The organism is Campylobacter concisus (assembly GCF_003049735.1).
GTDB lineage: Bacteria > Campylobacterota > Campylobacteria > Campylobacterales > Campylobacteraceae > Campylobacter_A > Campylobacter_A concisus_AN.
Genome location: NZ_PIRM01000002.1, coordinates 154,295 through 177,262 on the forward strand (window position 1 = coordinate 154,295; position 22,968 = coordinate 177,262).

Annotated in this window: 21 protein-coding genes and 1 pseudogene; 2 read left to right on the forward strand and 20 right to left on the reverse strand. The window is 41.4% G+C overall.

From position 1 onward, the window contains the following. Positions 1 to 6: 6 nt before the first annotated feature. The 15 genes and pseudogenes from CVS97_RS05025 to gap form a co-directional block, all read right to left on the reverse strand. Positions 7 to 1,239 (reverse strand): nucleotide sugar dehydrogenase, encoded by a 1,233-nt coding sequence (locus tag CVS97_RS05025; RefSeq protein ID WP_087577543.1) that lies wholly within the window; start codon positions 1,237 to 1,239, stop codon positions 7 to 9. Beyond that, positions 1,236 to 1,676 (reverse strand): ecotin family protein, encoded by a 441-nt coding sequence (locus CVS97_RS05030; protein ID WP_107785304.1) that lies wholly within the window; start codon positions 1,674 to 1,676, stop codon positions 1,236 to 1,238. The genes CVS97_RS05025 and CVS97_RS05030 overlap by 4 nt, the downstream gene beginning before the upstream one ends. Continuing rightward, positions 1,673 to 2,995, reverse strand: coding sequence for a UDP-glucose dehydrogenase family protein (locus CVS97_RS05035; protein WP_107785305.1), 1,323 nt, complete (start codon positions 2,993 to 2,995; stop codon positions 1,673 to 1,675). The genes CVS97_RS05030 and CVS97_RS05035 overlap by 4 nt, the downstream gene beginning before the upstream one ends. 8 nt (positions 2,996 to 3,003) lie before the next feature. Further along, positions 3,004 to 3,987 (reverse strand): UDP-glucose 4-epimerase GalE, encoded by a 984-nt coding sequence (galE, locus tag CVS97_RS05040; RefSeq protein WP_107785306.1) that lies wholly within the window; start codon positions 3,985 to 3,987, stop codon positions 3,004 to 3,006. 80 nt (positions 3,988 to 4,067) lie between these two features. Next, positions 4,068 to 4,916: a DNA ligase gene (locus tag CVS97_RS05045; RefSeq protein ID WP_107785442.1), complete on the reverse strand. Its 849-nt coding sequence runs from the start codon at positions 4,914 to 4,916 to the stop codon at positions 4,068 to 4,070. Beyond that, positions 4,916 to 5,494: a DNA-3-methyladenine glycosylase I gene (locus CVS97_RS05050; RefSeq protein ID WP_107785307.1), complete on the reverse strand. Its 579-nt coding sequence runs from the start codon at positions 5,492 to 5,494 to the stop codon at positions 4,916 to 4,918. Before CVS97_RS05050 ends, CVS97_RS05045 begins: the two co-directional genes overlap by 1 nt. Further along, positions 5,491 to 6,561 carry an NAD-dependent epimerase gene (locus CVS97_RS05055; RefSeq protein WP_107785308.1) on the reverse strand — a complete coding sequence of 357 codons (1,071 nt, stop codon included), beginning with the start codon at positions 6,559 to 6,561 and terminating at the stop codon, positions 5,491 to 5,493. The genes CVS97_RS05050 and CVS97_RS05055 overlap by 4 nt, the downstream gene beginning before the upstream one ends. A 45-nt stretch (positions 6,562 to 6,606) precedes the next feature. Next, positions 6,607 to 7,284 carry a DUF4272 domain-containing protein gene (locus tag CVS97_RS05060; protein ID WP_234401449.1) on the reverse strand — a complete coding sequence of 226 codons (678 nt, stop codon included), beginning with the start codon at positions 7,282 to 7,284 and terminating at the stop codon, positions 6,607 to 6,609. A gap of 38 nt (positions 7,285 to 7,322) precedes the next feature. Continuing rightward, positions 7,323 to 8,669 (reverse strand): FAD-dependent oxidoreductase, encoded by a 1,347-nt coding sequence (locus tag CVS97_RS05065; RefSeq protein ID WP_107785310.1) that lies wholly within the window; start codon positions 8,667 to 8,669, stop codon positions 7,323 to 7,325. A gap of 128 nt (positions 8,670 to 8,797) precedes the next feature. Then, positions 8,798 to 10,798: a TonB-dependent receptor domain-containing protein gene (locus CVS97_RS05070; RefSeq protein ID WP_107785311.1), complete on the reverse strand. Its 2,001-nt coding sequence runs from the start codon at positions 10,796 to 10,798 to the stop codon at positions 8,798 to 8,800. Positions 10,799 to 11,433: 635 nt separating this feature from the next. Then, positions 11,434 to 11,852, reverse strand: a pseudogene (locus CVS97_RS05075) (DUF2625 family protein). An 86-nt stretch (positions 11,853 to 11,938) separates the two neighbouring features. Continuing rightward, on the reverse strand, positions 11,939 to 12,757 hold the full coding sequence (gene fabI / locus CVS97_RS05080; RefSeq protein ID WP_107785312.1) for an enoyl-ACP reductase FabI: 819 nt from the start codon (positions 12,755 to 12,757) through the stop codon (positions 11,939 to 11,941). 293 nt (positions 12,758 to 13,050) lie between these two features. Further along, positions 13,051 to 13,728, reverse strand: coding sequence for a triose-phosphate isomerase (locus tag CVS97_RS05085; protein WP_107785313.1), 678 nt, complete (start codon positions 13,726 to 13,728; stop codon positions 13,051 to 13,053). Next, entirely contained in the window at positions 13,725 to 14,927 is a 1,203-nt protein-coding gene (locus CVS97_RS05090; protein ID WP_107785314.1) for a phosphoglycerate kinase, read from the reverse strand. Before CVS97_RS05090 ends, CVS97_RS05085 begins: the two co-directional genes overlap by 4 nt. Before the next feature lie 15 nt (positions 14,928 to 14,942). Next, the gene (gene gap / locus CVS97_RS05095; RefSeq protein WP_107785315.1) at positions 14,943 to 15,941 is read right to left on the reverse strand and encodes a type I glyceraldehyde-3-phosphate dehydrogenase; all 999 of its coding nucleotides are present in this window, start codon (positions 15,939 to 15,941) and stop codon (positions 14,943 to 14,945) included. A 79-nt stretch (positions 15,942 to 16,020) separates the two neighbouring features. Here gap and nadD point away from each other — a divergent pair, with 79 nt between their 5' ends. Then, positions 16,021 to 16,902 carry a nicotinate (nicotinamide) nucleotide adenylyltransferase gene (gene nadD / locus CVS97_RS05100; protein ID WP_107785316.1) on the forward strand — a complete coding sequence of 294 codons (882 nt, stop codon included), beginning with the start codon at positions 16,021 to 16,023 and terminating at the stop codon, positions 16,900 to 16,902. On the opposite strand, the gene CVS97_RS05105 is transcribed toward nadD, so the two are convergent. Continuing rightward, on the reverse strand, positions 16,886 to 17,869 hold the full coding sequence (locus tag CVS97_RS05105; RefSeq protein WP_107785317.1) for a YeiH family protein: 984 nt from the start codon (positions 17,867 to 17,869) through the stop codon (positions 16,886 to 16,888). The genes nadD and CVS97_RS05105 overlap by 17 nt on opposite strands. A 103-nt stretch (positions 17,870 to 17,972) precedes the next feature. Here CVS97_RS05105 and CVS97_RS05110 point away from each other — a divergent pair, with 103 nt between their 5' ends. Beyond that, positions 17,973 to 18,908, forward strand: a complete 936-nt coding sequence (locus tag CVS97_RS05110) for a sugar transferase (RefSeq protein WP_107785318.1) — start codon at positions 17,973 to 17,975, stop codon at positions 18,906 to 18,908. A gap of 91 nt (positions 18,909 to 18,999) precedes the next feature. On the opposite strand, the gene argS is transcribed toward CVS97_RS05110, so the two are convergent. From argS to CVS97_RS05130, 4 genes are read right to left on the reverse strand one after another with little or no spacing between them, the layout of a single operon-like run. Further along, positions 19,000 to 20,583, reverse strand: coding sequence for an arginine--tRNA ligase (gene argS, locus CVS97_RS05115; RefSeq protein ID WP_107785319.1), 1,584 nt, complete (start codon positions 20,581 to 20,583; stop codon positions 19,000 to 19,002). Positions 20,584 to 20,592: 9 nt separating this feature from the next. Beyond that, positions 20,593 to 20,814 carry a twin-arginine translocase TatA/TatE family subunit gene (tatA, locus tag CVS97_RS05120; RefSeq protein WP_021091616.1) on the reverse strand — a complete coding sequence of 74 codons (222 nt, stop codon included), beginning with the start codon at positions 20,812 to 20,814 and terminating at the stop codon, positions 20,593 to 20,595. Between the two features lie 50 nt (positions 20,815 to 20,864). After that, entirely contained in the window at positions 20,865 to 21,476 is a 612-nt protein-coding gene (gene gmk / locus CVS97_RS05125) for a guanylate kinase (protein ID WP_107785320.1), read from the reverse strand. Next, the gene (locus CVS97_RS05130) at positions 21,477 to 22,919 is read right to left on the reverse strand and encodes a Highly acidic protein (RefSeq protein ID WP_107785321.1); all 1,443 of its coding nucleotides are present in this window, start codon (positions 22,917 to 22,919) and stop codon (positions 21,477 to 21,479) included. Positions 22,920 to 22,968 lie beyond the last annotated feature (49 nt).

Sequence of the window (22,968 nt, forward strand, 5' to 3'; positions counted from 1 at the left end):
AATTCCTTACAGCCTAGCGTCAGCCTCTGGGTAGATATTTTTTATATCATAAACTAAATGGCCTTTTAAATTTAGCTTTTTAAACTCATTGTGAGCTACGGCAATCACGATGCAGTCGTAGTCATCTAGGTTATACTCTTTTACTAGATCAAAGCCGTACTCGTGTTTTACCTCAGCACTATCAGCCCAAGGATCAGTCACATCGACCTTGCAGCCAAAGTCTTTTAGCTCATCAACCACGTCTATAACGCGAGAATTTCTTATATCTGGGCAGTTTTCTTTAAATGTCATACCAAGAACAAGCACGCGAGCTTTGTTGATAAGCACGCCTTTTCTTATCATTAGTTTTATAACCTGATCAGCTGCGTATCTACCCATATCATCATTGATGCGGCGGCCTGCTAGGATCATTTCAGGATGATAACCTACCTCTTGAGCTTTGTGAGTGAGATAGTATGGATCTACGCCGATGCAGTGTCCACCAACTAGACCTGGGCGGAAATTTAGGAAATTCCACTTAGTTCCTGCAGCTTCAAGCACGTCAATGGTGTTGATATGAAGCTTTTCAAAAAGCATCGCAAGCTCGTTTATAAAGGCGATATTTATATCACGCTGAGTGTTTTCGATGACCTTTGCAGCCTCTGCTACCTTGATGCTTGATGCTTTGTGTGTGCCAGCTGTGATGATCGAGCGATAAATTTCATCAACCTTGTCAGCGATCTCTGGGGTTGAGCCGCTTGTGATCTTTTTGATCTTAGTTACAGTGTGCTCTTTGTCACCTGGGTTTATACGCTCTGGAGAGTAGCCGCAGAAGAAATCTTTGTTAAATTTAAGCCCACTTTTTTCAAGAAGTGGCACGCAAATTTCTTCTGTAACACCTGGATAAACGGTGCTTTCATAAACAACGATGTCGCCTTTTTTAAGCACTTTTGCCACACTCTCAGTCGCTTTTACGACTGGAGTTAGATCAGGGCGCTTGTTCTTATCTATCGGAGTTGGAACGGTCACGATGAAGAAGTTGCAACTTCTAATATCATCTAAATTTAGGCTAAATTTCATGCCATTATCGATCGCTTTTTTCATCTGTTCGTTACTAAGTTCAAGCGTTCTATCATAGCCACTTTTAAGCTCTTCTATACGTTTTGCATTTACATCAAAGCCCACTACTTCGTACTTTTCACTAAAAGCTGCTGCGAGTGGAAGTCCAACATATCCTAGTCCTACTACTGCTATTTTCATTTACTTTTTCCTTTCTTTTTTGCTTCTATCTTTTTTACGCGTTCATACATTCTTATTTCCGCACTTACACCTTTTGGAGTTATGATCCTAATAGGGCTAACGCCTGGTAAAATTTGAGTGAGCTCATAATAAACCCGCCTCTTTTTCTTTCCGTCCTTGCAGAGCATCATCGTTTGCACTAGCTCATCCCCGCCGCTAAATTCGTAATAAATCCCGCGCGCGTCCTCTTTTTCTTCAAGCCTTCCGCCGAGCAAAAAGGCGAAGTTGCAGTCGATTTCTATCTCTTTAAAAAAAGCGGCTTCGTATTTAAAATAATCAGGCGGCATCTTTGAGATAGGTAGCTCAAAAATATTTTCCTCAGTTTTTGGCGCATTTTCGCCTGCTAAAAGTGCAAAGGGAAGCGCGAAAGCCGCGATAAAAAGTAAAAATTTTCTCATGCCTTTACTCCGATTTGGAAATACTTAAATCCATGCTCAGCCAAAATTTTAGCGTTGTATTGATTTCGCCCGTCAAATATGACAGCATTTTTTAGCCTCTCTTTGATCTCCATAAAATCAGGCGATCTAAACTCGCTCCACTCGGTTACAAGCACCATTGCATCGGCGCCATTAAGAGCGTCATATTTGTTTTTAGCGTATTTTATATCTAAATTTGGCATATATTTTTTAGCTTCTTCGCTAGCTTTTGGATCGTAAGCGACCACTTTTGCGCCAGCTTCGTCTAAAAGTTTTATCAAAGTTAGCGAGCTAGCCTCGCGCATATCGTCCGTGTTTGGTTTAAACGCAAGCCCCCAAAGCGCGATCGTCTTGCCCTTTAGATCACCGCCAAAAAAGTTATAAATTTTCTCAAATAGCACTCTTTTTTGAGCCTTATTTCTTGACTCGACCGCGTTTAAAAGCTCTGGCTCAAATCCGTTTTGTCTAGCGGTGTAGATAAGCGCCTCGACGTCTTTTGGGAAGCAGCTACCGCCGTATCCGCAGCCGGGATAGATGAAGCTATATCCGATCCTTGAGTCGCTACCGATGCCTTTTCTTACTAAATTTACATCAGCGCCCACGCGTTCACAGATATTTGCTATCTCGTTTATAAAGCTTATTTTGGTTGCCAGCATCGAATTTGCAGCGTATTTTGTCATCTCGGCTGACTTTACGTCCATACAAATGAGCCTGTCGTGATTTTTCATAAATGGCTCATAAAGCTCTCTCATCACGCTAAAGCCCCACTCACTGCTAGCTCCGATAACTACGCGGTCTGGCTTTAAAAAGTCCTCAACCGCCGCGCCCTCTTTTAAAAACTCTGGGTTTGAGACTACTTCAAATTTAACCTCTACATTTCTCTTTTTAAGCTCAGTCTCGATCACCTCGTGCACCTTAGCTCCAGTGCCTACTGGAACGGTTGATTTATCGACTACGATTAGTGGTTTACTTAAATTTTCTCCGATAGACTTGGCAACCAAGAGGACATATTTTAAATCCGCCTGTCCATCAGCGCCCATAGGCGTGCCAACTGCGATAAATAGCACATCTGCATGCTCTAGCGCCTCAGTTATCTGCGTGCTAAATTTAAGCGAGCCATTTTTATAGCACTCACTCACGATATCAGCAAGCCCTGGCTCATATATCGGTACGACGCCGTTTTTTAGCGCCTCGATCTTTTTTTCATCGACATCGACGCAGATCACGCTGTTGCCCATTTTGGCAAAGCATGCACCACTTACTAGCCCAACATATCCAGTTCCGATTACTGCTACTTTCATGCTTATCCTTAAATTTTCTTTTCCCACTCAAGGGCAGTTTTTATGATGAGCGCTAGATCGTCTCTTTTTGGCTTCCAGTTTGTTAGCGAGCGTAGTTTGCTTGCGTTTGAGATAAGGATAGCTGGGTCGCCGTCCCTTCTTGGCGCATTTAGCACTTTAAAATTTACTCCGCTTACTTTTTTTGCAGTTTCGATGACCTCTTTTACGCTAAATCCTCTGCCATATCCCACGTTAAAAGTTTCACTTCCATTTTGGCTGATATACTCTAGCGCACTAATGTGGGCGTCTGCTAGGTCGCTAACGTGAATGTAGTCTCTTACGCATGTGCCATCTTTTGTCGCGTAGTCATCACCAAAAATGCCCATACTCTCGCGCTTGCCAAGTATAGTTTGCACAGCCACCTTGATAAGGTGCGTGGCATTTGGATAGTTTTGACCGATAAGCCCCTCTTCGTCTGCACCTGCCACGTTAAAATAGCGCAAAATCGCAAATTTGAAATTTTCATTTGAAGCGGCGTAGTCTTTGATGATCTGCTCGCTCATGAGCTTACTTCTGCCGTATGGATTTATCGGGTTTGTAGGCGTTGTTTCGCTCACCTCCGCCACGTCTGGCTCGCCATAAACTGCGGCTGTTGAGCTAAATATAAATTTATTTACATTGTAAGTTTTTGCGTATCTTAGCACACTCGCAACGTTTGCGGTGTTGTTTAGGTAGTATTTTAGTGGCTCGCTCATACTCTCAAAGACCTCGATAAACGCTGCAAAATGGATGATCGCATCAAATCTGCCATCAGCAAAAATTTCACTTAGATCATCTTCTAGATTTGCGTTTATAAATTTAAAATTTCCGATTTTTTGGAGCGCCTCAAGTGCTTTTTGTGAGCCTTTGCAGAGATTGTCGATGATGGTTATCTCATCATTGCCTTGCTTTAAAAGTGCTTTTACTACGTGGCTGCCGATGTATCCAGCACCACCTGTTACTAAAATTTTCAAGTTTAAGCCTTTCGTAAAAAGTGGTTAATTTTATCAAAAATAGGGTAAAGCAAAAGTAAAGCAAGGCTTTTGAATAAATTTTAATCTTCTCTAACCCCTAAAAATATTGGAAATCTTGGCTTGCCTTTGGCTGTTAAATTCTGAAATTTATATGTAATTATAGAGCCTATTTCTGGGGGATTTTGGCGCTTTTCATTGCTTAGTCCTGAGCCTATTTTAAAGATAGTGCCAGATTTTGGCTCACCAGCTTTTTCTTCGTCATCTTTGCCGCCAAGCGCCCTGCAAGTGAGCGAGCCAGTAAGATTAGCGTATTTGCCGCTGCCTTTATTTATAGCGATTACTTCACACTCGGCATCTTTAAATTTTTTAAATTTTAGTGCATTTTTACTTCTTTTTCGCTCGTACGGTGCATTTGGCTCACGCACGACTGCTCCCTCTCCGCCTTTTGCGATGATACTTTCGGTAAATTTTAAAAATTGAGCGTTATCTCGCATTTTTATCTGTTTTATGATGATCAAATTTTCATTTGGCTTATTTTTTAGAAATTTAGCCAAAACTTCAAGCCTATCAAGCAAGCCACCACTTGCCTCAGGCACATCAAAAATATGAAATTTTAGCCTATGCCAAGCTTTTTCATCAGGCAGCTTATCCATCACGGTCACTTGAATTTCTTCAAATTTAAGCTCTTTTGCGTAAAGCTCGCCATCAAGTGCAAATTTTGGGAAATTTTTAGTAAAACTTAGCGGTGCATTCAGTTTTTTGCCCTGCCTTGAGAGTAAATTCTCTCCGTCCCAGTAGGCACGCACGCCATCAAGCTTCTCGCTAGCTAGCCAGCCACTGACATTTTGATCTTTATACTCGCTAAGGCGCAGCAGGTCAAGAGAAAATGCAAAATTTAAAAGGAGTAAAACCGCAAAAATTATTCTAATCAAGCTTTTGCCTTGCAAAAGCAATAATCCATATGATCGTCTACAACGCCCACGCTTTGTAAAAATGCATAGGTGCTAACAGAGCCTAAAAATTTAAACCCTCGCTTTTTTAGCTCCTTTGCCACAAAGTCTGACATAGGCGTAGTGGCTGGCACTTGTTTGATATCTTGATAGTGATTTATGATCTGCTTGCCGTCAAATTTGGGATCAAATTTTCTTAGCAAATACCCCCACAAATAGTCATAAAAATTACCAAATTCTTTGGTTACTGATAAAAATGCAATGGCATTTGCAGAAAGTGATTTTAGTTTTAATCTGTTGCGAATCAATCTCTCATTTTGCATAAATTTCGCTATCTCAGCCTCACCGTAATGCTTGATCTTCTCTGGATCAAAGCCATCAAACGCCTCTCTCATGGCCTCTCTTTTTTGAAGCACTCCATGCCACGAAAGTCCCGCCTGAAAGCCTTCCAGAACTATCATTTCAAAAAATTTTCTATCATCTTTTACGACTTTACCCCACTCATTATCGTGGTAAGCTATATCAAGCTCGCCTTTTGCCCATTCGCATCGCCTCATTTGCTTTCCTTAAATTTAACTCCGTAAAACTCGCAGTACCACTCGACAAATTTGGCCACGCCATCGTTTACTTTTGTGTTTGGCTTGTAGTCAAAGTCAGCCACCAAATCGCTCACATCAGCAAATGTTGCTGGCACGTCGCCTGCTTGAAGTGGGAGGAAATTTTTCTTGATCTCACGGCCGATCTTTATCTCAACCGCCTTGATGTAGTCCATGAGCTCGACTGGGCTGTTGTTGCCGATATTATAGACCTTAAACGGCGCTTTTGAAGTGGCAGGATCTGGGTGTTTCGCATCCCAAGCCGGATTTGGCTTAGCAGGGTTGTCGATGCACTTAATGATGCCCTTTACTATGTCATCCACGTATGTAAAGTCGCGCTTCATCTTGCCGTAGTTAAAGACGTCGATAGTTTTATCTTTAAGCGCAGCATCAACAAACAAAAATAGCGCCATATCAGGGCGTCCCCATGGTCCATACACCGTAAAAAAGCGAAGTCCAGTCGTTGGCACATTAAATAGATGACTATAAGTGTGCGCCATCATCTCGTTGCTCTTTTTGGTCGCTGCGTAGAGGCTTATAGGGTGATTTACCGCCTCGTGCGTAGAAAATGGCATGTTCTCATTTAGTCCATAAACCGAGCTAGAGCTTGCATAGACTAAATTTTTGATCTCATTGTGGCGGCAGCACTCGAGGATATTCACAAAGCCAGTGATGTTGCTGTCGATGTAGGCTTTTGGGTTTATGAGCGAGTAGCGAACGCCAGCTTGTGCGGCTAAATTTACCACTACGTCAAATTTTTCTTTGGCAAAAAGCTCTTTCATCGTCTTTTCATCAGCGAGGTCAGCTTTTATAAATTTTAAATTTGGATGCGTTTTTGATGTGATAAGCTTGCCATAGTCTATCTCGCTCACGTCAAAGCCAGCCATTTTTAGGCGTGCAAGCTTTAAATTTACGTCGTAATAGTCATTTATCACGTCATACCCAACAACCTCATCGCCACGTGCTACAAGGGCATTCGCAAGGTGAAATCCTATAAATCCAGCTGTTCCAGTTACTAAAATTTTCATATTTTTCCTTTCATTTTTGGCTTATTTTAGTGCAAAAATGTAAATTTACGTATTTAGATCAGGGTAGTCCCAAGCGTTAAATTCAGCTCTTAAGTCGTCATTTTCCCAACCTTTACAGCATAGCCACTCAAGCCCTGCACGTCTTTCCATAACAACCTCTTCGTCAAGTCCAGCAACCTTTTTGCCATTTATCCTAGCATCCACACACGCCCAGTGATAGCGATAAACTAGGTCAAGTTTGCTTAAAATTTCATCCAAACTGCGCGGTTTTGAGCGCTTTTTTAGCCCGCCCTCTCTAAAGACATCCATCACAAACTCACAGTCGCAAATTTTATCCATCTTACCGATATCTTCAGCTATGCCAAGCGCCCAAAGCAAGATCCAAAGCGACTCATATTTCCAGCCCATATTTACGGCCAAATTTATATCAGCCCTTCCCTCTATGACCTCTTTTTCTTTTACACTTAGATTACCATAAAAATCGCCCAAAAAGTCTTTAGCCCAAGCTATCTCATCTTCACTTAGGTGGCCATTATCTCGGATAGTGCAAGCACACATAATGGCCGTAAATGAGCAAACCGCACGAGCAATGATCTCATCAACGCTTCTTGGCGTAACTTCACTATTGTCATACCTTAGTGGCAGACTCTCAAGCACAGCCACGCCCTCTTTTTTTAAAATTTTTATGCTCTCATCTTTTCTTTGTTGTGCTGTTTTTGGCATATCCGCACCTTTTTTAAAAATATCAAACACTCCCATTTTTACCCAAAAAACTCGGCATTAAATTTCTCTTCGTTAAAATTTTTACCTAAAAATTTACAGGCTTCGATCATATCAGTTCTTGCTATTTCAAAGCAACTAGTAGCCCCAGGACTTGGAGTCATATTAAAACTTATGCCCTCGCCTGTGCTTATCTTACCCTCGCCAAGCTCAAGGCACTTTTTATTACGGTCGATAACTTGCGGTCTTACGCCGCCAAAATTTACAGCATAGCTCAGATCATTTTCACTTAGGCTTGGCACGATCTTTCTAGCATCTTTTACAAATTCTTTTTTATTGATAAATGGCACTTCAAATAAGAAATTTCTCAAAATATAAGATCTGATGTCGCTATCTTTTAAGAGATTTGTAAAGACTTCAAAGACATTTTTATCAAATTTTAGGCATTTACAAAAGTCAAAAAAGCTTGAACAGCCATGGTATCTCTCTAGTTTTGGTATGACTAGGGCTGTTGGGCCAAAACGAGTGTTGCCATTAGCTAGGATGTCTGGGTCGCCGTGAAGAGCGGCAAATGGTAGCTTATCGTTTTGCACCATATAGACTTTGCCATTTAGCAGGCGTTTTTTTGCAAAGTAAAAGCTTCCAGCAACGGGCAGTGTGCTAAGATGAAGCCCATAACCCATTTTGTGAGCCAAAAATAGCGAGTGCCCTCCAGCATCTACTACAACGTAGTTTGCAGTGATCACTTCGCCATCATTTATCTTTATGTGAAATGTATCGCCCGCCTTTTTTATATCAGTTACTTCTGAGTTTAGACTGATCTCATAGCCATCTCCGCCTAAATTTAGCGCATTTTGCACGAGTGAATTTGCTAAGCCGCCAAAGTCCATCGTCGTAAACTGCCCATTTTGCGTACCTATGGCGATGATATTTTCTGGCCTCTCATTGCCATTTGCGTCAAAAACAACGTTTGGCTCGATCTGCTTTAGTATATCTTTATCATAAATTTCAAGGTAAGGAAAAAGCCCTTTAAAACTCTCATATCTCTCTTTCATGCGCTCTACTTCGGCATCTCCGATAGCTAGTGCCATTTTTTGATGAGCGAACATATATTTGCCATCAAGATTATATTTTAGAGCATATCTTACTGGCATATTTGCCACACGAGAGACTTTTTTTGCCTTTTCTAGTGTGTAGTTTGTCTCGATATCGCCACAATGAATGGTTTGTGAGTTGCCTTTGCCGTTTGAATTTAGAGTAGCTACGCCGTCATATTTTTCTAAAAGTGCGACCTTTTTTATATCGCTAAATGCAGCCAACTCATAAAAGAGCGCCGTCCCACTAATGCCTGCTCCGACAATTACCACTTCAAAGTGCTTCTGCCTCATTTTTTCTCCCAAAAAAGTTTAGTCGCCAAAATGATACTATATTAATTTTAAAACAAACAGCATAGTGAAAAAAGCTAGAATTTTTATATAAAAGAGAAATTTGGCAAGGCTTTCACCTTGCCTTGAAGTTAAAATTTATAAGATACGTTTACTTTGAAATTTCTACCCGGCTCCCAGTCTACATAGTCTGGATTGCCTGTATAATCAGCCATTCTTTGAGACTGCGAAGCATAAGTTTTATTAAAGAGGTTGTAAATTCCAGCATTTATCTCTAGCCCTTTAAATTTGCCGCTACTTGGCGTATAGCTAGCATAGATGTCGCTAACTGCATAGCTTGGTATCTTGGCATTTTCACTATTGCCAGCTGATATGGTATTTTTTGAAGCGAAGTAGATTAGGTTGTAGCCTATTAGCGTATCGATGCTAGAAAATGCGTACTCTGCGTTAAATGTGTATTTATCGCCTTGATCGCGGTAGCCGATAACGTTTGAGGTATAGTAGCCACCGCCTGCCTTAGCGACCCTATCTTTATATTTTACCTTTTGGTGAGTGTAGCTAGCAGCTAAGCTTAGTGCGTCTAAATTTAGCCTTGCAAGTAGCTCAACACCACTTATATCAGCCCCACCAGCGTTTTTTCTAATCATAATAGGATTTGTTCTGCCACCTGCTGCATTGTTATCGACTATTAAATTTTTATATTTTGTCATGAAGTATTTTGCAGATAAGCTATATGAGCTAACTTCACTTATATCACCTTGATATCTAACGCCCGCCTCATAGCTATTGCCAGTTGTCGCTTTTAGATCTTTGTTTGCCTCCCAGCCTAATGCTCTACCTCTATTATTCCTTCCACTTGCCAACATAGACTCCATGACATCAGGTCCTCTAAAGACTCTTGCATAGCTTGCAAATGCGTTAAGCCCTTTAATGACCTCATAGTCAAGCGCAAGCGCTGGTGTAAATTCGTTAAATTTATAAGTGTAGCTCTTTACATTTCCTACTAAGCCATCATAACTTTTTAGCTCGTGATGGGTGTATCTGATGCCTGGTGTAACGGTTAGTGAGTTAAAATTTAGCGCATCTTCTGCATAGATTGAGTAGTTGTTTACCTTTTCAGGATAGTGGTTATCTGGCTTGTTAAAATTTTTACTTTGGTAAAACTCAGCGCCGTATCTAAGCGTCTGTGTCAAAGCGCCACTCTCGACTACACTTTTAGCCTTTGCATTTATGCCATTTGTCTCTACACCCCATTTTGAGCCATCGATCCTTTGGTATCTTGTATTGTAAGTTGTTACGTCTAAATTTAGAAGATCGCTTGGCTTATACTCGTATTTTAGCGTTGTCGTATCGCGCTCGTATTTGCGGGGTTTATCACTACTATGATCACTACCAAATTCGGCTTTAAGCGGATAAATACCCTTGAACTCATTGTGCTCTCTTGAGATAGAAATTCTATGCGCATCAAGGAAGCTGTAACCAAGCTTTAAAAGATAGCTAAGGTCGTTGCCGTCGCCGCCTATCTTTCTTTTGTTACCGCTTTTGCCGTAGTCGTAGCCCTTGTGATTAATAGCAGCTATAAAATCAAGCCCTTCAACTGGTGCAGTAAAGAGCATAAGGCCTTGCGAAAATTCGTCGTTGTTTGAGGAGTATCCTGTCTTTATCTTTGCGCCGATGATCTCACCACTTTCTAGCAAGTCTTTTGCATCCACCGTTTTAAAGGCGACCGAACCGCCAAGCGCACCCGAGCCGTTTACCACTGATCTTGAGCCAACCTCGACATCGACTGCTTTTATAAGATCTGGATCTATAAGCAAGTCGGCGTTGTGGTGAAATGTATTTCCGTTTTGTTTTGCGCCATCTATCGTGATATTTAGACCGCGGTCGCTAACGCCCCTCATATAAATTTTTTGATTCATGCCGTTTGTGCCACCTACATAAACGCCTGGAATATCTCTCATCACGTCTTTTACTAGGCCAGTGTTTCTAGTTGAAATTTTGATGTCATCAACGCCATATCCGCCACTACTACTTGTTACCTCAACTCCGCTTAATACGCTCTCGTCTGCCCCATTTGCACAAACTGCTATGCTTGCTGCAAGAGAGAGTTTAAATAAGCTTTTAAATCTCATATTTTCTCATATTTTGGTTATTAAAATTACTATTTTAATTTTATGGTATAATTTTGAGATTGAATATTATAATTTTAAGTATAAATTTTTGATAAATTTTTGAGTTTTTTGGTAAAAATATAAACTATTTTTAAATTTTAATTATCTAATGAATTAATTAAATATCGAAATAAAAGACTAAATTACATAACTTTATTAAAATAGTAAATAAGGTTAATTTTTAATAGAAAATTATTATAAGTATAAAAATTCTTAAATTTTGTAGATAATTTTTATCAATAAAAGCTTAAGAAATCTAAAATAAATTTTGCTTTTTAGCGCTCAGAATTGTTTTTATAAACACTCTTTAAGTAGATTATGAAAAAAATTATAAATTTTAAATAAGATAGAGCAAAACTCTTGGATCTACTGGAAGTAACATACAAATTTATTAGACGCCCTTGAAGGTAAAATTTGAAAATTCATTCATGCAAATACTATTTTTTCATATCTTTTAGTCTTAGGCTCACGTTGATGTCTTACTAAAGTATAGGCGTTAGTGCAAACATCATCCTCGCGTCAACCATCCCAGCGATAAAGCTTATAAAATTTAGATATATCGCCGCAAAGCACCCAGTAAAATACGAGTAGCCAAGCTACGTATCCTCCCATTTGCCACTATCTGGCACGCAGTAAAAGACGTTGCCAGCTTTGCCACCAAAGGCACCGCCGTTTATCGCGAAAAATCCACTCAAAATATCGTTTGCTACGAGCAAATTGCTAGACATCTGTCTACCTCGCTAAAGCTTTTGCCAAGGTTAAAGCTATAAATTCCACACTTCACCTGCTCATATCCTGAGCCAAGCAGGCGCAACCAACCGCCATCTATCACTATGCCACCGCACCCATAAACAAACGCTTCCATCGGCGAGCGTGTAGTTATCTGAAGTCCCAAAAACTCACTTTGCGCCCTACCCTCGTCACGCGGTAAAATCTCATAGCTATTTTTGGCCTCTTTTAGCCACTCTTCTATTAGCGCCCAGCTCAGCTCATTTGCATCTATAAGCTCGCCCAAAGCCTCATCGCGCGTCCTTTGGTCAAATTTGATGAAATTTAAAAGAAAGATTTGGCGAGTCGCCCCGCCAAATTTATATTAGTAGATTATTTTGCATCCCAAGCTAGGATTGTGTTGCCCTTGGCGTCGGTAGCCACGTCGCCCATACCCATGATGTTGTAGCCGCAGTCGACGTAGTGCACCTCGCCGGTCACGCCGCTAGCTAGGTCGCTAAGCAGATACATAGCGCTGTTGCCGACATCATGCGTCGTGACATTGCGTTTTAGCGGGCTATTTACTTCGTTGTAGCGCAAAATCATCCTAAAATCGCCGATACCGCTTGCGGCAAGCGTTTTGATCGGGCCCGCGCTGATGGCGTTTACGCGGATATTTCTAGCGCCAAGATCGTGAGCGAGATAGCGCACCGAACTTTCAAGCGCTGCTTTTGCGACGCCCATTACGTTGTAGTGAGGCACGAATTTTGGTCCGCCAAGATATGTAAGAGTAAGTACCGAGCCGCCCTCTTTTAGCACCGGTAGCACCGCGCGCGTAAGGCTTAACAGCGAATACACGCTCGTGCCCATCGCGATATCAAACGCCTCCTTGGTCGTGTTTACAAACTCGCCCTCTAGCGCTTCTTTGGGCGCATAGGCTACCGCATGTACGACGAAATCTATCTCACCCAGATCTGCTTTAATGCGATCTGCAAGGCCGTCTAGGTGGGCTTGGTTATTTACGTCTAGCTCATAGACGAATTTGCTGCCAAACTCCTCCGCGATCGGCTCTACGCGTTTTTTCAGCGCGTCGTTTAGGTAGGTAAACGCCATCTGCGCGCCCTGCGCGTGACAAGCTTCGGCGATGCCGTAAGCGATGGATTTGGCGTTAGCGACGCCGACAATGAGGCCCTTTTTTCCTTTTAAAATCATTATTTCTCCTTTCTATTTTTGCTTGGCTTTTGAGCGCTTTTTGGCGATTTTGTTAAAATTTTGCTTGGCAGACCATCCGTCTAGTCTACGCAAAATTTTAACTGCAAAGCCCCAAAAAATCATCTCAAAATCCTTCGCAATTTGAAATTTATAAATTTACAAAATTCGACGAAACGCCAAATTTAATAGCGGCAGTATCGTGAGATGGATTTTAATGTTGTGTAGAAATTTTAAGTCAAGACTAGGCGCGCAGCCTGTCGCGGACTTAAAATTTCAAACTCATTAAAAGACGCTCACGAGACAACGCGTATAAGCTCCAAAAACTTCGAAGCGTCCCAGCTCGCCGTACCTACCAACACTCCGTCGCAGTTTTTAATCCCCGCTATCCCGCCGATATTTGCGGCATTCACGCTGCCTCCGTAAAGCAGCGGCGCGCTCGTCTGCTCGCGGATGAAATTTAATATCTCCTCGATTTGCTCCGCGCTCGCGCTCCTGCCTGTACCTATCGCCCAGATCGGCTCGTAGGCGATCAGCAAGCGCTCGTAGCCAAGGTCGATATTTTTTAGCTGCTCCGCCAAAAACTCCTTCGTGCGCCCAGCTTCGTTCACGCTCAAATTTTCGCCGATGCAGTAGACGATCTGCCAGCCAGCCTTTACGGCGAAGTCAAATTTAGCGCGCAAGAGCTCCTCGCTCTCGCCAAGCTCCCTCCGTTCGGAATGCCCGATCAGCACGCTTTTTACGCCAAACTCATCCAGCATCGCCTTACCGATCTCGCCGGTGTGAGCGCCGCTTTCGCACGGGTAGAAATTTTGAGCGCCGAGCTTAAATTTATGAGCCGCAAGATCAAGCGCGCTAAACGGTGGAAACACCGTTACATCGTCGTTTGCGCTTAAATTTGCGTCTAAAATTTGGGTGTATTTAGCAAAACTTTCTCTCGTGTGATTGCACTTTAAATTTGCTAAAAACCTCACTCCGCAGCCTTTCTAAGCGGTTTTATGCCGGGTAGCTCCTTGCCCTCGATAAGCTCCAGGCTCGCGCCGCCTCCAGTCGAGATAAATGTCATCTCGTCGGCGTCTCCAGCGCGCTCGACCACGTCGGCCGTATCGCCGCCGCCAACGACCGTAGTCGCGTGCGTGTCGATGATGGCGTGGCTCATTTTGATGCTGCCTTTGCTAAATTTATCCATCTCAAAAACTCCCATCGGTCCGTTCCACCAGATGGTTTGCGCGTCGGCGATGACCTCTTTAAATAGCCTAATAGACGCCGGTCCGATATCTAGCCCCATCCAGCCGCTAGGTATCTCTTGAGCAGGGACGAATTTCACGGCGCTTTCGGCCGAAAAGGTCTGAGCCGCGACGACGTCCACCGGCAGGTAAATTTTAACGCCAAGCTCTCTACCCTTGCGCAAAATTTCGCGAGCATCGTCGATAAGATCCTCTTCTAGCAGCGAGTTTCCGATATTTTCGCCGAGCGATTTTAGAAACGTAAACGCCATGCCGCCGCCAATTATCAGCTTATCCACGCGCGGAAGCAGGTTGTGCAGGGCTTGTAGCTTGCCGCTAACCTTACTGCCGCCCACGACCGCGACGAATGGGCGTGCAGGGTGTTTGATAAGATTTTGGGCGAAATTTATCTCTTTTTGCAGCAAAAATCCCGCCGCTTTGTGCTTCTCGTCGTAAAATTTAGTGATCGCCTCGACCGAACTGTGCGCCCTATGGCAGACGCCAAATGCGTCGTTTATGTAAAATTCGCCGTATTTAGCGAGCTCGGCGGCTAGCGCCTCGTCGTTTTTGGTTTCGCCCTTTTCAAAGCGCAAATTTTCAAGAAGTAAAATTTCGCCCGGTTTTAGCGCGGCGACTTTGGCTTTGGCGTCCGCGCCGACGACGTCCTCGGCAAATATCACGTCTCTATCAAGCAGCCTTGAAAGCCTCTTTGCCACGCCTCGCAGCGAAAATTTCTCCTCAAAGCCATTTTTGGGACGTCCTAGGTGGCTAGCCAAAACCACGCTGCAACCGTTATCTAGGCAGTAGCGGATAGTAGGGATCGCCGAGCGGATACGGCGGTCGTCGGTGATGTTTAAAAACTCGTCCATCGGCACGTTAAAATCGCACCTAACAAATACCTTCGCGCCGCTGAGCTCAAGGTCGTTGATCGATAAAATTTCACTCATTTTTCACCCTTTAATTTACTTTGTAGCCACGATCTTAGCAAGATCCACAAGCCTTGTCGAGTAGCCCCACTCGTTGTCGTACCACGCAAAGACCTTCACCATATCATCGGCGATCACCTGCGTAGTGTCGCTCGCCACGATGCTGCTGTATGCGCTCGTGCAAAAGTCACTGCTAACCCTATAATCGTCATCGACGAATAAAATTCCCTTTAAATTTGACTCAGCAGCCGCTCTAAACGCCTCATTTATCTCCTCTTTGCTGGCTGGTCTTTTTAAAACCGCCGTTAGATCGACCATAGAGACGTTTGCTACCGGTACACGCACGCTTTGTCCGTGCATCTTGCCGTTTAGCTCGGGAAGTACTTTTGCGATCGCTTTTGCCGCTCCGGTGGTCGTAGGCCCGATATTTAGAGCCGCAGCGCGCGAGCGGCGGAAGTCTTTAGCTTTTACGTCTACTAGGCTCTGTCCGTTTGTATAGGCGTGGATCGTAGTCATGAGCCCTTTTACGATGCCGAATTTATCGTTTAGCACCTTTGCGACGGGCGCTAGGCCGTTTGTGGTGCAGCTTGCGTTTGAGACGATCGCTTCGCCCGCGTATTTATCGTCGTTTACGCCGACTACAAACGTCGCCGTGTCGTCTTTTGCTGGAGCGCTCATGACGACCTTTTTCACGCCGCGAGCGAGATAAGGCTCGCATTTTTCGGTAGTTAAAAATTTACCAGTGCACTCTAAAACCACGTCCACACCGTAATCCGCGTAATTTAGCTCGTTTAGATCCCTTGTTGAAAAAACTCTTATCTTTTTGCCGTTTACTTCTATAAAATCGTCGCTTATCACCTTAACATCTTGCTTGAATTCGCCGTGCACGCTATCGTATTTGAGCAGATAGCGCGTCATGTCGCGCGTCGCCGTGTCGTTGATAGCGACAAGCTCAACGTCGTCTCGCTCTAAAATAATACGAGCAGCGCACCTGCCGATACGCCCGAAGCCGTTTATTGCTACTTTAACTGACATCTTAGCTCCTTTTGATATAATTACGCCTAATTCTACAAAAAAGAATTTTAAAACAAATATAAACAAGGCACTTTAATAGATGAAGTTAGCACTTTTTGGCGGGAGCTTTGATCCGGTTCATTTAGGACACGATAGTATTGTGAAAATGGCACTAAGTGGCCTTGATATCGACAAGCTCATCATCATGCCAACTTTTATAAGTCCCTTTAAGAGCGAATTCTCAGCTCCGCCAGAGCTTCGCCTAAAGTGGATAAGAGAAATTTGGGGCGGCCTAGAGAATGTCGAGATCTCAGACTATGAGATAAATTTAGCTCGCCCGGTGCCTACCATAGAGACGGTCAAGTATTTGTATGAGAAATTCAAGATAGAAAAATTTTATCTCATAATAGGCGCGGACCACCTAGCCACGCTTGATAAGTGGCACGGATACGAGGAGCTAAAAAGCTTAGTGCAATTTGTGATCGCCAAGCGCAATCACATAGAAATTCCACGTAATTTACAAAAAATGGACGTGCACGTGGATATTAGCTCATCACAGATCAGGCACCAAAAGGGGCTTGATGAGCTGCCTAGTAAGATAAAAGATGAAGTTATAAATTTTTACCAAGGATTAAAAATGCAAGAGAGATCGATGCAAGAGCGCACCGAAAGTATAGTTAAGGTTTTAGACGCAAAAAAGGCTGAAGAGATACAAGTATTTGATATGAGTGGAGATGATTATTTCGTAAAAGCCGTAGTTATCGCCACAACACTTGGCGAGAGACACGCTTACTCACTGAACGAGGATCTAAAAGAGGAGCTTAAACCTCTTGGAGAGAAATTTATAGGCACTGAGAGCTCGCCTGATTGGATCGTGATGGACCTTGGCGACATTTTGATACACCTTTTAAGCCCAGCTTACAGAGCAAAATACAACATCGAAGAGTTTTTGCAAAAGCTAAAAACTAGCAAAGAGTCTTAACAAAAACAAGCGAAGAGCAAATAAGCCATAAAAATATAAAAAATGCTAGCAAAAATGGCTTTTTGCCTGTTGCTTTAAATATACTCCTATCTATCCCAAACCCCAAAGCACACATCGCAACACAAAGGCAGATGCTAGCGGCTAGCTTTAAAATTTGCACCAAATTTTCAGGGAAAAATGGCAAAGATCTAACGCAGATCGCCACTAGGAAAAACAGCGCAAACCATGGTATGCTCTTTAGCTTTGAGCCGCCGCTATTTTGGCTTAAATTTAAGAAATTTAGCAAAAACAAAAATGGTACTAGCATGATGACACGAAGCATTTTTATGATGACGGCGGTGCTGCTTGCTGTGCCGTCAAATGCTGCCGAGGCTGCGACTACATGGGCTACTTCGTGAAGTGAGCCACCGATAAAAAAGCCAGTTTGATGCGGCGTGAGAGCTAGAAATTTAGCGATAAATGGATAGATAAACATGCCAATCGTGCCAAAAAGTACCACCGTACAAATAGCGATAGCAAGCTTGTTTGCGTCTGCTTTTATCTCATTTTGAGTAGCCATAACAGCAGCTACGCCGCATATACTTGCCCCTGAGCCAATGAGCACCGCACTATCCTTACTAAGTCCCAAAGCTTTAGCGGTAAAAAGCGCAAAGCAAAAGGTCGCAAATACCATAAAAGCTGCATATATCACGCCAATGGTGCCGACACTTGCGATCTCGCTAAGGCTTATGTTAAAGCCAAAAAGTATGATGCCTAGCCTTAAAATTTGCTTCCCAGCGATCGCTACAACGCCACTGCTTTTTAAAATTTGAGTTTGTTTTGTAAAAAGATTTGCAAAAATGGCGCCTAAAATGATAGAGATAATGAGCGGGCTTGTGTGAAATTTAGCTAAAATCGTGTTTGAGAGCGCAAAAGAAATGGCGCAGATCAGCGCTAAAACAAGCACAGCAAGAAATTTATGAGACATATTTTAACCTTAATCTATTTTTTAAAAATGCAATTAGCACGTTTGGGTATAATTAGGCGAATTTTATAATGCAAATTTAAAATAAAGATAAAGGGATAGGCCTATGATCATCCTTGGCGAAAAATATGCTTTTACCAGCCTAGAACTAGAAAAGCTTAGAAAGAAATTTGGTCAAGTAAATTTTTTATCCCATGAAAATAGCGACGCAAGAGCCTTACGAAGTGCACTAGAAAATCTCATAAAATCAGGCGATCAAAGGCTAATAGTGCTAAATACCGCAAAGCCAGTCGATAGCAAATTGGTTAGATTTCTCACGCTTTTGCAGTTTAAAACGAAGTATAAAAAGATAAAATTTCTAAACGTAGAGAATTTTTTAGAAATTTACCTACACAAATGTTATATCCCAGAAAATGGCGAAAATCTTAATTTTTTAGATGAAATAAGGCCTTATGGTCCTTTTAGCTATGTACTCAAGCGAATGATCGATTATGCTAGCTGCTTGATACTTTTTATCTTGCTTTTTGGCTTAAAATTTTATGTAAAGAGAAAGATAGACGAGCAATCACCCGGAAGCCTTTACTTTTTACAAAGTAGAGTTGGTCTAAATAACAAGGAATTTGAGTGTATTAAATTTCGCTCGATGATGGAAGATGCCGAGAAAGATGGGGCAAAATTTGCTAGTGAAAATGATGAAAGAGTGTTTGAATTTGGCGAATTTATGCGAAAAACTCGTATAGACGAGGTACCGCAGTGTATAAATGTCTTTCGAAGACAAATGCATCTGATAGGTCCAAGGCCTGAGCGAAGACACTGGATAAATTTCTTTGAAAAAGAGATCCCTTACTACAATGAACGCCACATCGTCCGCCCAGGGATTACCGGCTGGGCACAGGTAAACTACCCTTATGGCTCGAATACACACGACGCCAAACAAAAACTAATGTATGATCTTTACTACATCAAACACTGGTCGCTTTGGCTGGAGATAAAGATCATAGTAAAAACCATTGCGATTATATTTGAGAAAAAAGGCATTTAACTTCTCAAAAATATCATAAGTTTGAGATATTTTTAAATAAACCTTTTTTCGAATTTAATTTTGTTGCTTTTAGCCAAAATGAATGCAAATTCTACATCCTATCTTTAGCTGTAATTCCCATTATATTAAATGCTGTTTTTATCGAGATAGCGACAACTGCAAAAATTTTTAGCAAGCTATCTTCGTTTTCATTTCCAACCACACGGTTTTCGTTATAAAATTTATGAAAACTAGCAGCTAGGGACTTCAGATAGTCTGGGATCTTTTGAAGCTGCCTTGAGATAAAAGCATCTTCTAAAATTTCTGGCAATATCAGCGCCTCAAAAAGTAAATTCTTAGCATTTTCATCTAGGCATTCAAAGTCCGCATTTATCACGTCACTAACGCTTTTTTCAGCCTTTGTAAAAATTTGATTTACCCTAGCGTGAGCGTAGTTTATATAAAAGATAGGATTTGAGCTGTCCTCTTTTTTAAGCTCATCTACGTCAAATTCCAAACTACTCGTGTTTGCCTTGCTTATAAAGATAAATCTAAGCGCCTCAGCACCGATCTCACTTACGATATCGCTCATCAGTACAGCATTACCAGCGCGCTTGCTCATCTTGTATGGCTTGCCATCTTTTAGCAAACTAACCATCTGCATAAGTATCACTTCAAGCTTATTTTCATCGTATCCAAGGAAATTTATCGCAGCCTTTAGCCTTGCGATATACCCGTGGTGGTCAGCACCCCAAATGTTTATGTAGTGATCGAAATTTTTCTCAAATTTGGCGTTATGATAGATGATGTCGCCAGCTAGATATGTCGGTCTACCGTCATTTCTCACCACAACTCTATCATTATCATCACCAAGCGTAGTCGAAGCGATATAAGTAGCGCCCTCTTTTTCATACATTTGATTTGAGCGTTTTAGCTTGTTTATAGTTGGCTCTAAGCCATCATAAAGAGCTTTCTCGCTAGCCCAGCTCTCTATAAATATCCCAACGTCCGCCAAATCTTTTTTGATGATCTCAAGCACGATATCCTTGCCAAACTCGGCAAGCTCGAGATTCCTGCTCTCGTCATAAAAAATTTCCTTGCCAAATTTCTCATTTGCAAGCTTAGCAATATCTAAAATATAATCGCCTCGGTAGTATTTCTCTGGATAGACGACGTTTTCGTTAAAAAGCTGCTCTTTTGCCGCAAGCGATATCGAAGTACCAAGCAGGTCGATTTGATTGCCAGCATCGTTTATATAGTATTCTGTTGAGATAGCGTAGCCAAGTCTTTTGCCAAGCCTAGCCAAAGTATCGCCGTAGACTGCACCTCTAACATGCCCGATGTGAAGCGGTCCAGTTGGATTTGCGCTGATGTATTCTATTAAATAGCTATCTTTTTTCACATCTTCTTTTGCAAAATTTTCGCTATCTAGCAAAATTTGCTTTGAAATTTCATCTAAAAACTCACTTTTTAGCTTGAAATTTAAGTAGCCATTTACTGCACTAGCTTCAACCATTTTGCTATCACTAAATTTATCAGCAAACTCGCTAGCTATCATGGCTGGCGACTTTCTTAACTCCTTTGCTAGGCTAAAAAGTGGCGTTGCATAGTGGGCTAAATTTTTATCCTTTGGCTTTTCAAGCACAAATTCACGCTCTAAAACCTTTGAAATTTCAGCTTTTATTTTATTTTTCAACTCTAAAACCTATGCGTTTTTAGTTGTTTCTTCTATTTTTTGACTATCGGCATTCTCTTCTTTATGCTCGACTTTCTCACTTTTTTCAGGGGTTGTGTCTTCCATCTCAGCCTTAAAAGTCTTTATGCCTTTGCCTAGTCCTTTTGCAAGTTCTGGGATCTTCTTTGCTCCAAAAAGTAAAACAATAATCGCTAAAACAACTAGCCAGTGACCAATACTAAAAGAACCCATTTTTTCTCCTCAATAAAATTTTCAAAATGTTATCATAAATTCCTGAATTTCTAGCAATCTATCCACTCATCAATAACGCGTCTTAAGTCTATTTTCGTACTTTTTAACCTCATCGCTCTAAGAATTGATTTTAATCCTTTATAACTCTTTTCAATGTCATCATTTACCAAAAAATAATCATATTCTAAGATATGCTCCATCTCACCAACTGCGTTCATTAGGCGATTTTCTATCGTTTCGTCGCTATCAGTTCCGCGGTTTTTCAAGCGCCTTTTAAGCTCTTTTTTATTTGCAGTCGTGATAAAAACTGAAGTTATGTAGCTTTTAAATTTTTCAAGTGCGATATGAAAGCCTTGCACATCAATGTCAAATATCACTATCTTCCCAGCCTCAAGTGCTGCTAAAACAGGCTTTAGACTCGTTCCATAATAGTTTTTATGCACCTGCGCCCATTCTAAAAATTCGCCCTTTTCTATGCCGCTTTTAAACTCATCTTCTTTTATAAAATAGTAATCCACTCCATCAACTTCACCTTCTCTTTTTGCCCTTGTCGTGCTTGAAATAGAAAAATAAAGATCTTTCTCTTCCTTTAAAAGACGGCCCAAAAGCGTACTTTTCCCACTTCCACTAGGCCCAGAAACTACTAAAATTTGTCCTTGCAACTACTTTTCCTCAAAACTTATATTTATCTTTATGTTCATATCTTTTAGCACATCTCTTAGCGAGCTTTCATTTAACGACTCATGGACGTGTTTTGTGATCTTTTTGGTTAGCTCTTCTTTATAGTCAGCATCTATTTTTGTTTCATCGCATGAGCTAGTTTGTGGAGCAATATTTAATCCAAATGCTGCTTGCATCGTATTTTCATCTATTTCTTCAATAGACGCTACATCAAAATTTGGGCTACCCAATGTCTCTTCTTTAAAATTTTCTTCCTCAAACACCTCATCTACCATGCCTAGATCTTCTTGAGCAAGGACTTCTTCAGAAATTTCTTCATGATCTTCTTTAGCTGGCTCTTTTTCAAGGTCTATATCTTCACCCAAAGAAATGTCCTCTGCTTCTTTGGTAGATTCTTCATCTATATCTTCCTCTAAATTTTGGCTAGCTTCATCTATCAAATTTGCCTCGCTGCTTTCAGGCTCAAAATTTTCATCACTACCAAAATCAGTCTCTAGTTCATCAAAATTTTCGCTATCTTCTCTAGATTCTTCGTTTAGCTCTTTATCCAAAGACTCGATCTCGCTGAGCTCTTTTTTACTTTGGCTTATATCATCTACAAAATCTTCATTAAGCTCGGCAGTTTCTAAATTTTGAGAATTTTGCTCGACCATTTTATCAAGCTCGTTTTTCGCCTCTTCATCCGCCAAGTCACTCTCGCCCATATCATCTATCTCATCTACAAGCGAACTAAGCTCATCAAAGTTATCACTATGCTCTTCTTTTATCACAGGCGGCTCATTGTTTTGCTCTAAGGATTTATCTATATCTTCTGAATCAGCCATATATTTGCTAGCTATGTCATTTATCATATCATCATCTATGAGTTCAGTGTCTCTTTCATCAAAACTGATATCTTTATCCTTTAAATCCTCGGCCTCTAGTTCACTTAGCTCCTCTTTTAAAAACTCATCATCTAAAGCCTCGTTATCAAATTTATCTGCCTTATCATCTTCTTTTGCTAAATTTTCAAGTCCCATGTCAATTTCTGGAAGCTCAAAATTTTCTAAATCATCAAAGTTTTTATTGCTTTCGTCAAAGTCATTAAAATTTGCAGACTCATCTAGCCCAAGCTCAAGTTCTTTATCATTGTCAGTATCTTTGTTTTGTTCAAACAAACTAATAAATTCTGTTGGTAAAAAGGGCTTTTCAAGCATAACATCAGCAAAATCTGGCTTTTCACCGCCTCTAGGTGCTAGATACATTATCTTTTGATTTAAATTAACATCGCTGCTATCCATATCACTATCGATGATAATATAATCAAATTGATCTCCAACACTATTAACATCGTCAAATTCGCTATATTCTATGCCTAGCTTATTTAAACTTAACGTTATAAGACGAGAAACTGCTGGGTTTTTGTTTACAAGTGCAACTTTCATGATCCCTCCTTGAAGAGCTTGAGGCTGTATTCTATGATAAATTTCATTG

Bases quoted from the DNA above. Each gene is read 5' to 3' on its own strand.
- CVS97_RS05035 (WP_107785305.1), bottom strand. From the start codon at position 2,995: ATGAAAGTAGCAGTAATCGGAACTGGATATGTTGGGCTAGTAAGTGGT.
- CVS97_RS05030 (WP_107785304.1), bottom strand. From the start codon at position 1,676: ATGAGAAAATTTTTACTTTTTATCGCGGCTTTCGCGCTTCCCTTTGCA.
- CVS97_RS05110 (WP_107785318.1), top strand. From the start codon at position 17,973: ATGATCATCCTTGGCGAAAAATATGCTTTTACCAGCCTAGAACTAGAA.
- tatA (WP_021091616.1), bottom strand. From the start codon at position 20,814: ATGGGTTCTTTTAGTATTGGTCACTGGCTAGTTGTTTTAGCGATTATT.
- CVS97_RS05050 (WP_107785307.1), bottom strand. From the start codon at position 5,494: ATGAGGCGATGCGAATGGGCAAAAGGCGAGCTTGATATAGCTTACCAC.
- gap (WP_107785315.1), bottom strand. From the start codon at position 15,941: ATGTCAGTTAAAGTAGCAATAAACGGCTTCGGGCGTATCGGCAGGTGC.
- CVS97_RS05090 (WP_107785314.1), bottom strand. From the start codon at position 14,927: ATGAGTGAAATTTTATCGATCAACGACCTTGAGCTCAGCGGCGCGAAG.
- CVS97_RS05070 (WP_107785311.1), bottom strand. From the start codon at position 10,798: ATGAGATTTAAAAGCTTATTTAAACTCTCTCTTGCAGCAAGCATAGCA.
- fabI (WP_107785312.1), bottom strand. From the start codon at position 12,757: ATGATTTTAAAAGGAAAAAAGGGCCTCATTGTCGGCGTCGCTAACGCC.
- CVS97_RS05055 (WP_107785308.1), bottom strand. From the start codon at position 6,561: ATGAAAATTTTAGTAACTGGAACAGCTGGATTTATAGGATTTCACCTT.
- nadD (WP_107785316.1), top strand. From the start codon at position 16,021: ATGAAGTTAGCACTTTTTGGCGGGAGCTTTGATCCGGTTCATTTAGGA.
- CVS97_RS05065 (WP_107785310.1), bottom strand. From the start codon at position 8,669: ATGAGGCAGAAGCACTTTGAAGTGGTAATTGTCGGAGCAGGCATTAGT.
- CVS97_RS05105 (WP_107785317.1), bottom strand. From the start codon at position 17,869: ATGTCTCATAAATTTCTTGCTGTGCTTGTTTTAGCGCTGATCTGCGCC.
- CVS97_RS05130 (WP_107785321.1), bottom strand. From the start codon at position 22,919: ATGAAAGTTGCACTTGTAAACAAAAACCCAGCAGTTTCTCGTCTTATA.
- CVS97_RS05025 (WP_087577543.1), bottom strand. From the start codon at position 1,239: ATGAAAATAGCAGTAGTAGGACTAGGATATGTTGGACTTCCACTCGCA.
- CVS97_RS05060 (WP_234401449.1), bottom strand. From the start codon at position 7,284: ATGCCAAAAACAGCACAACAAAGAAAAGATGAGAGCATAAAAATTTTA.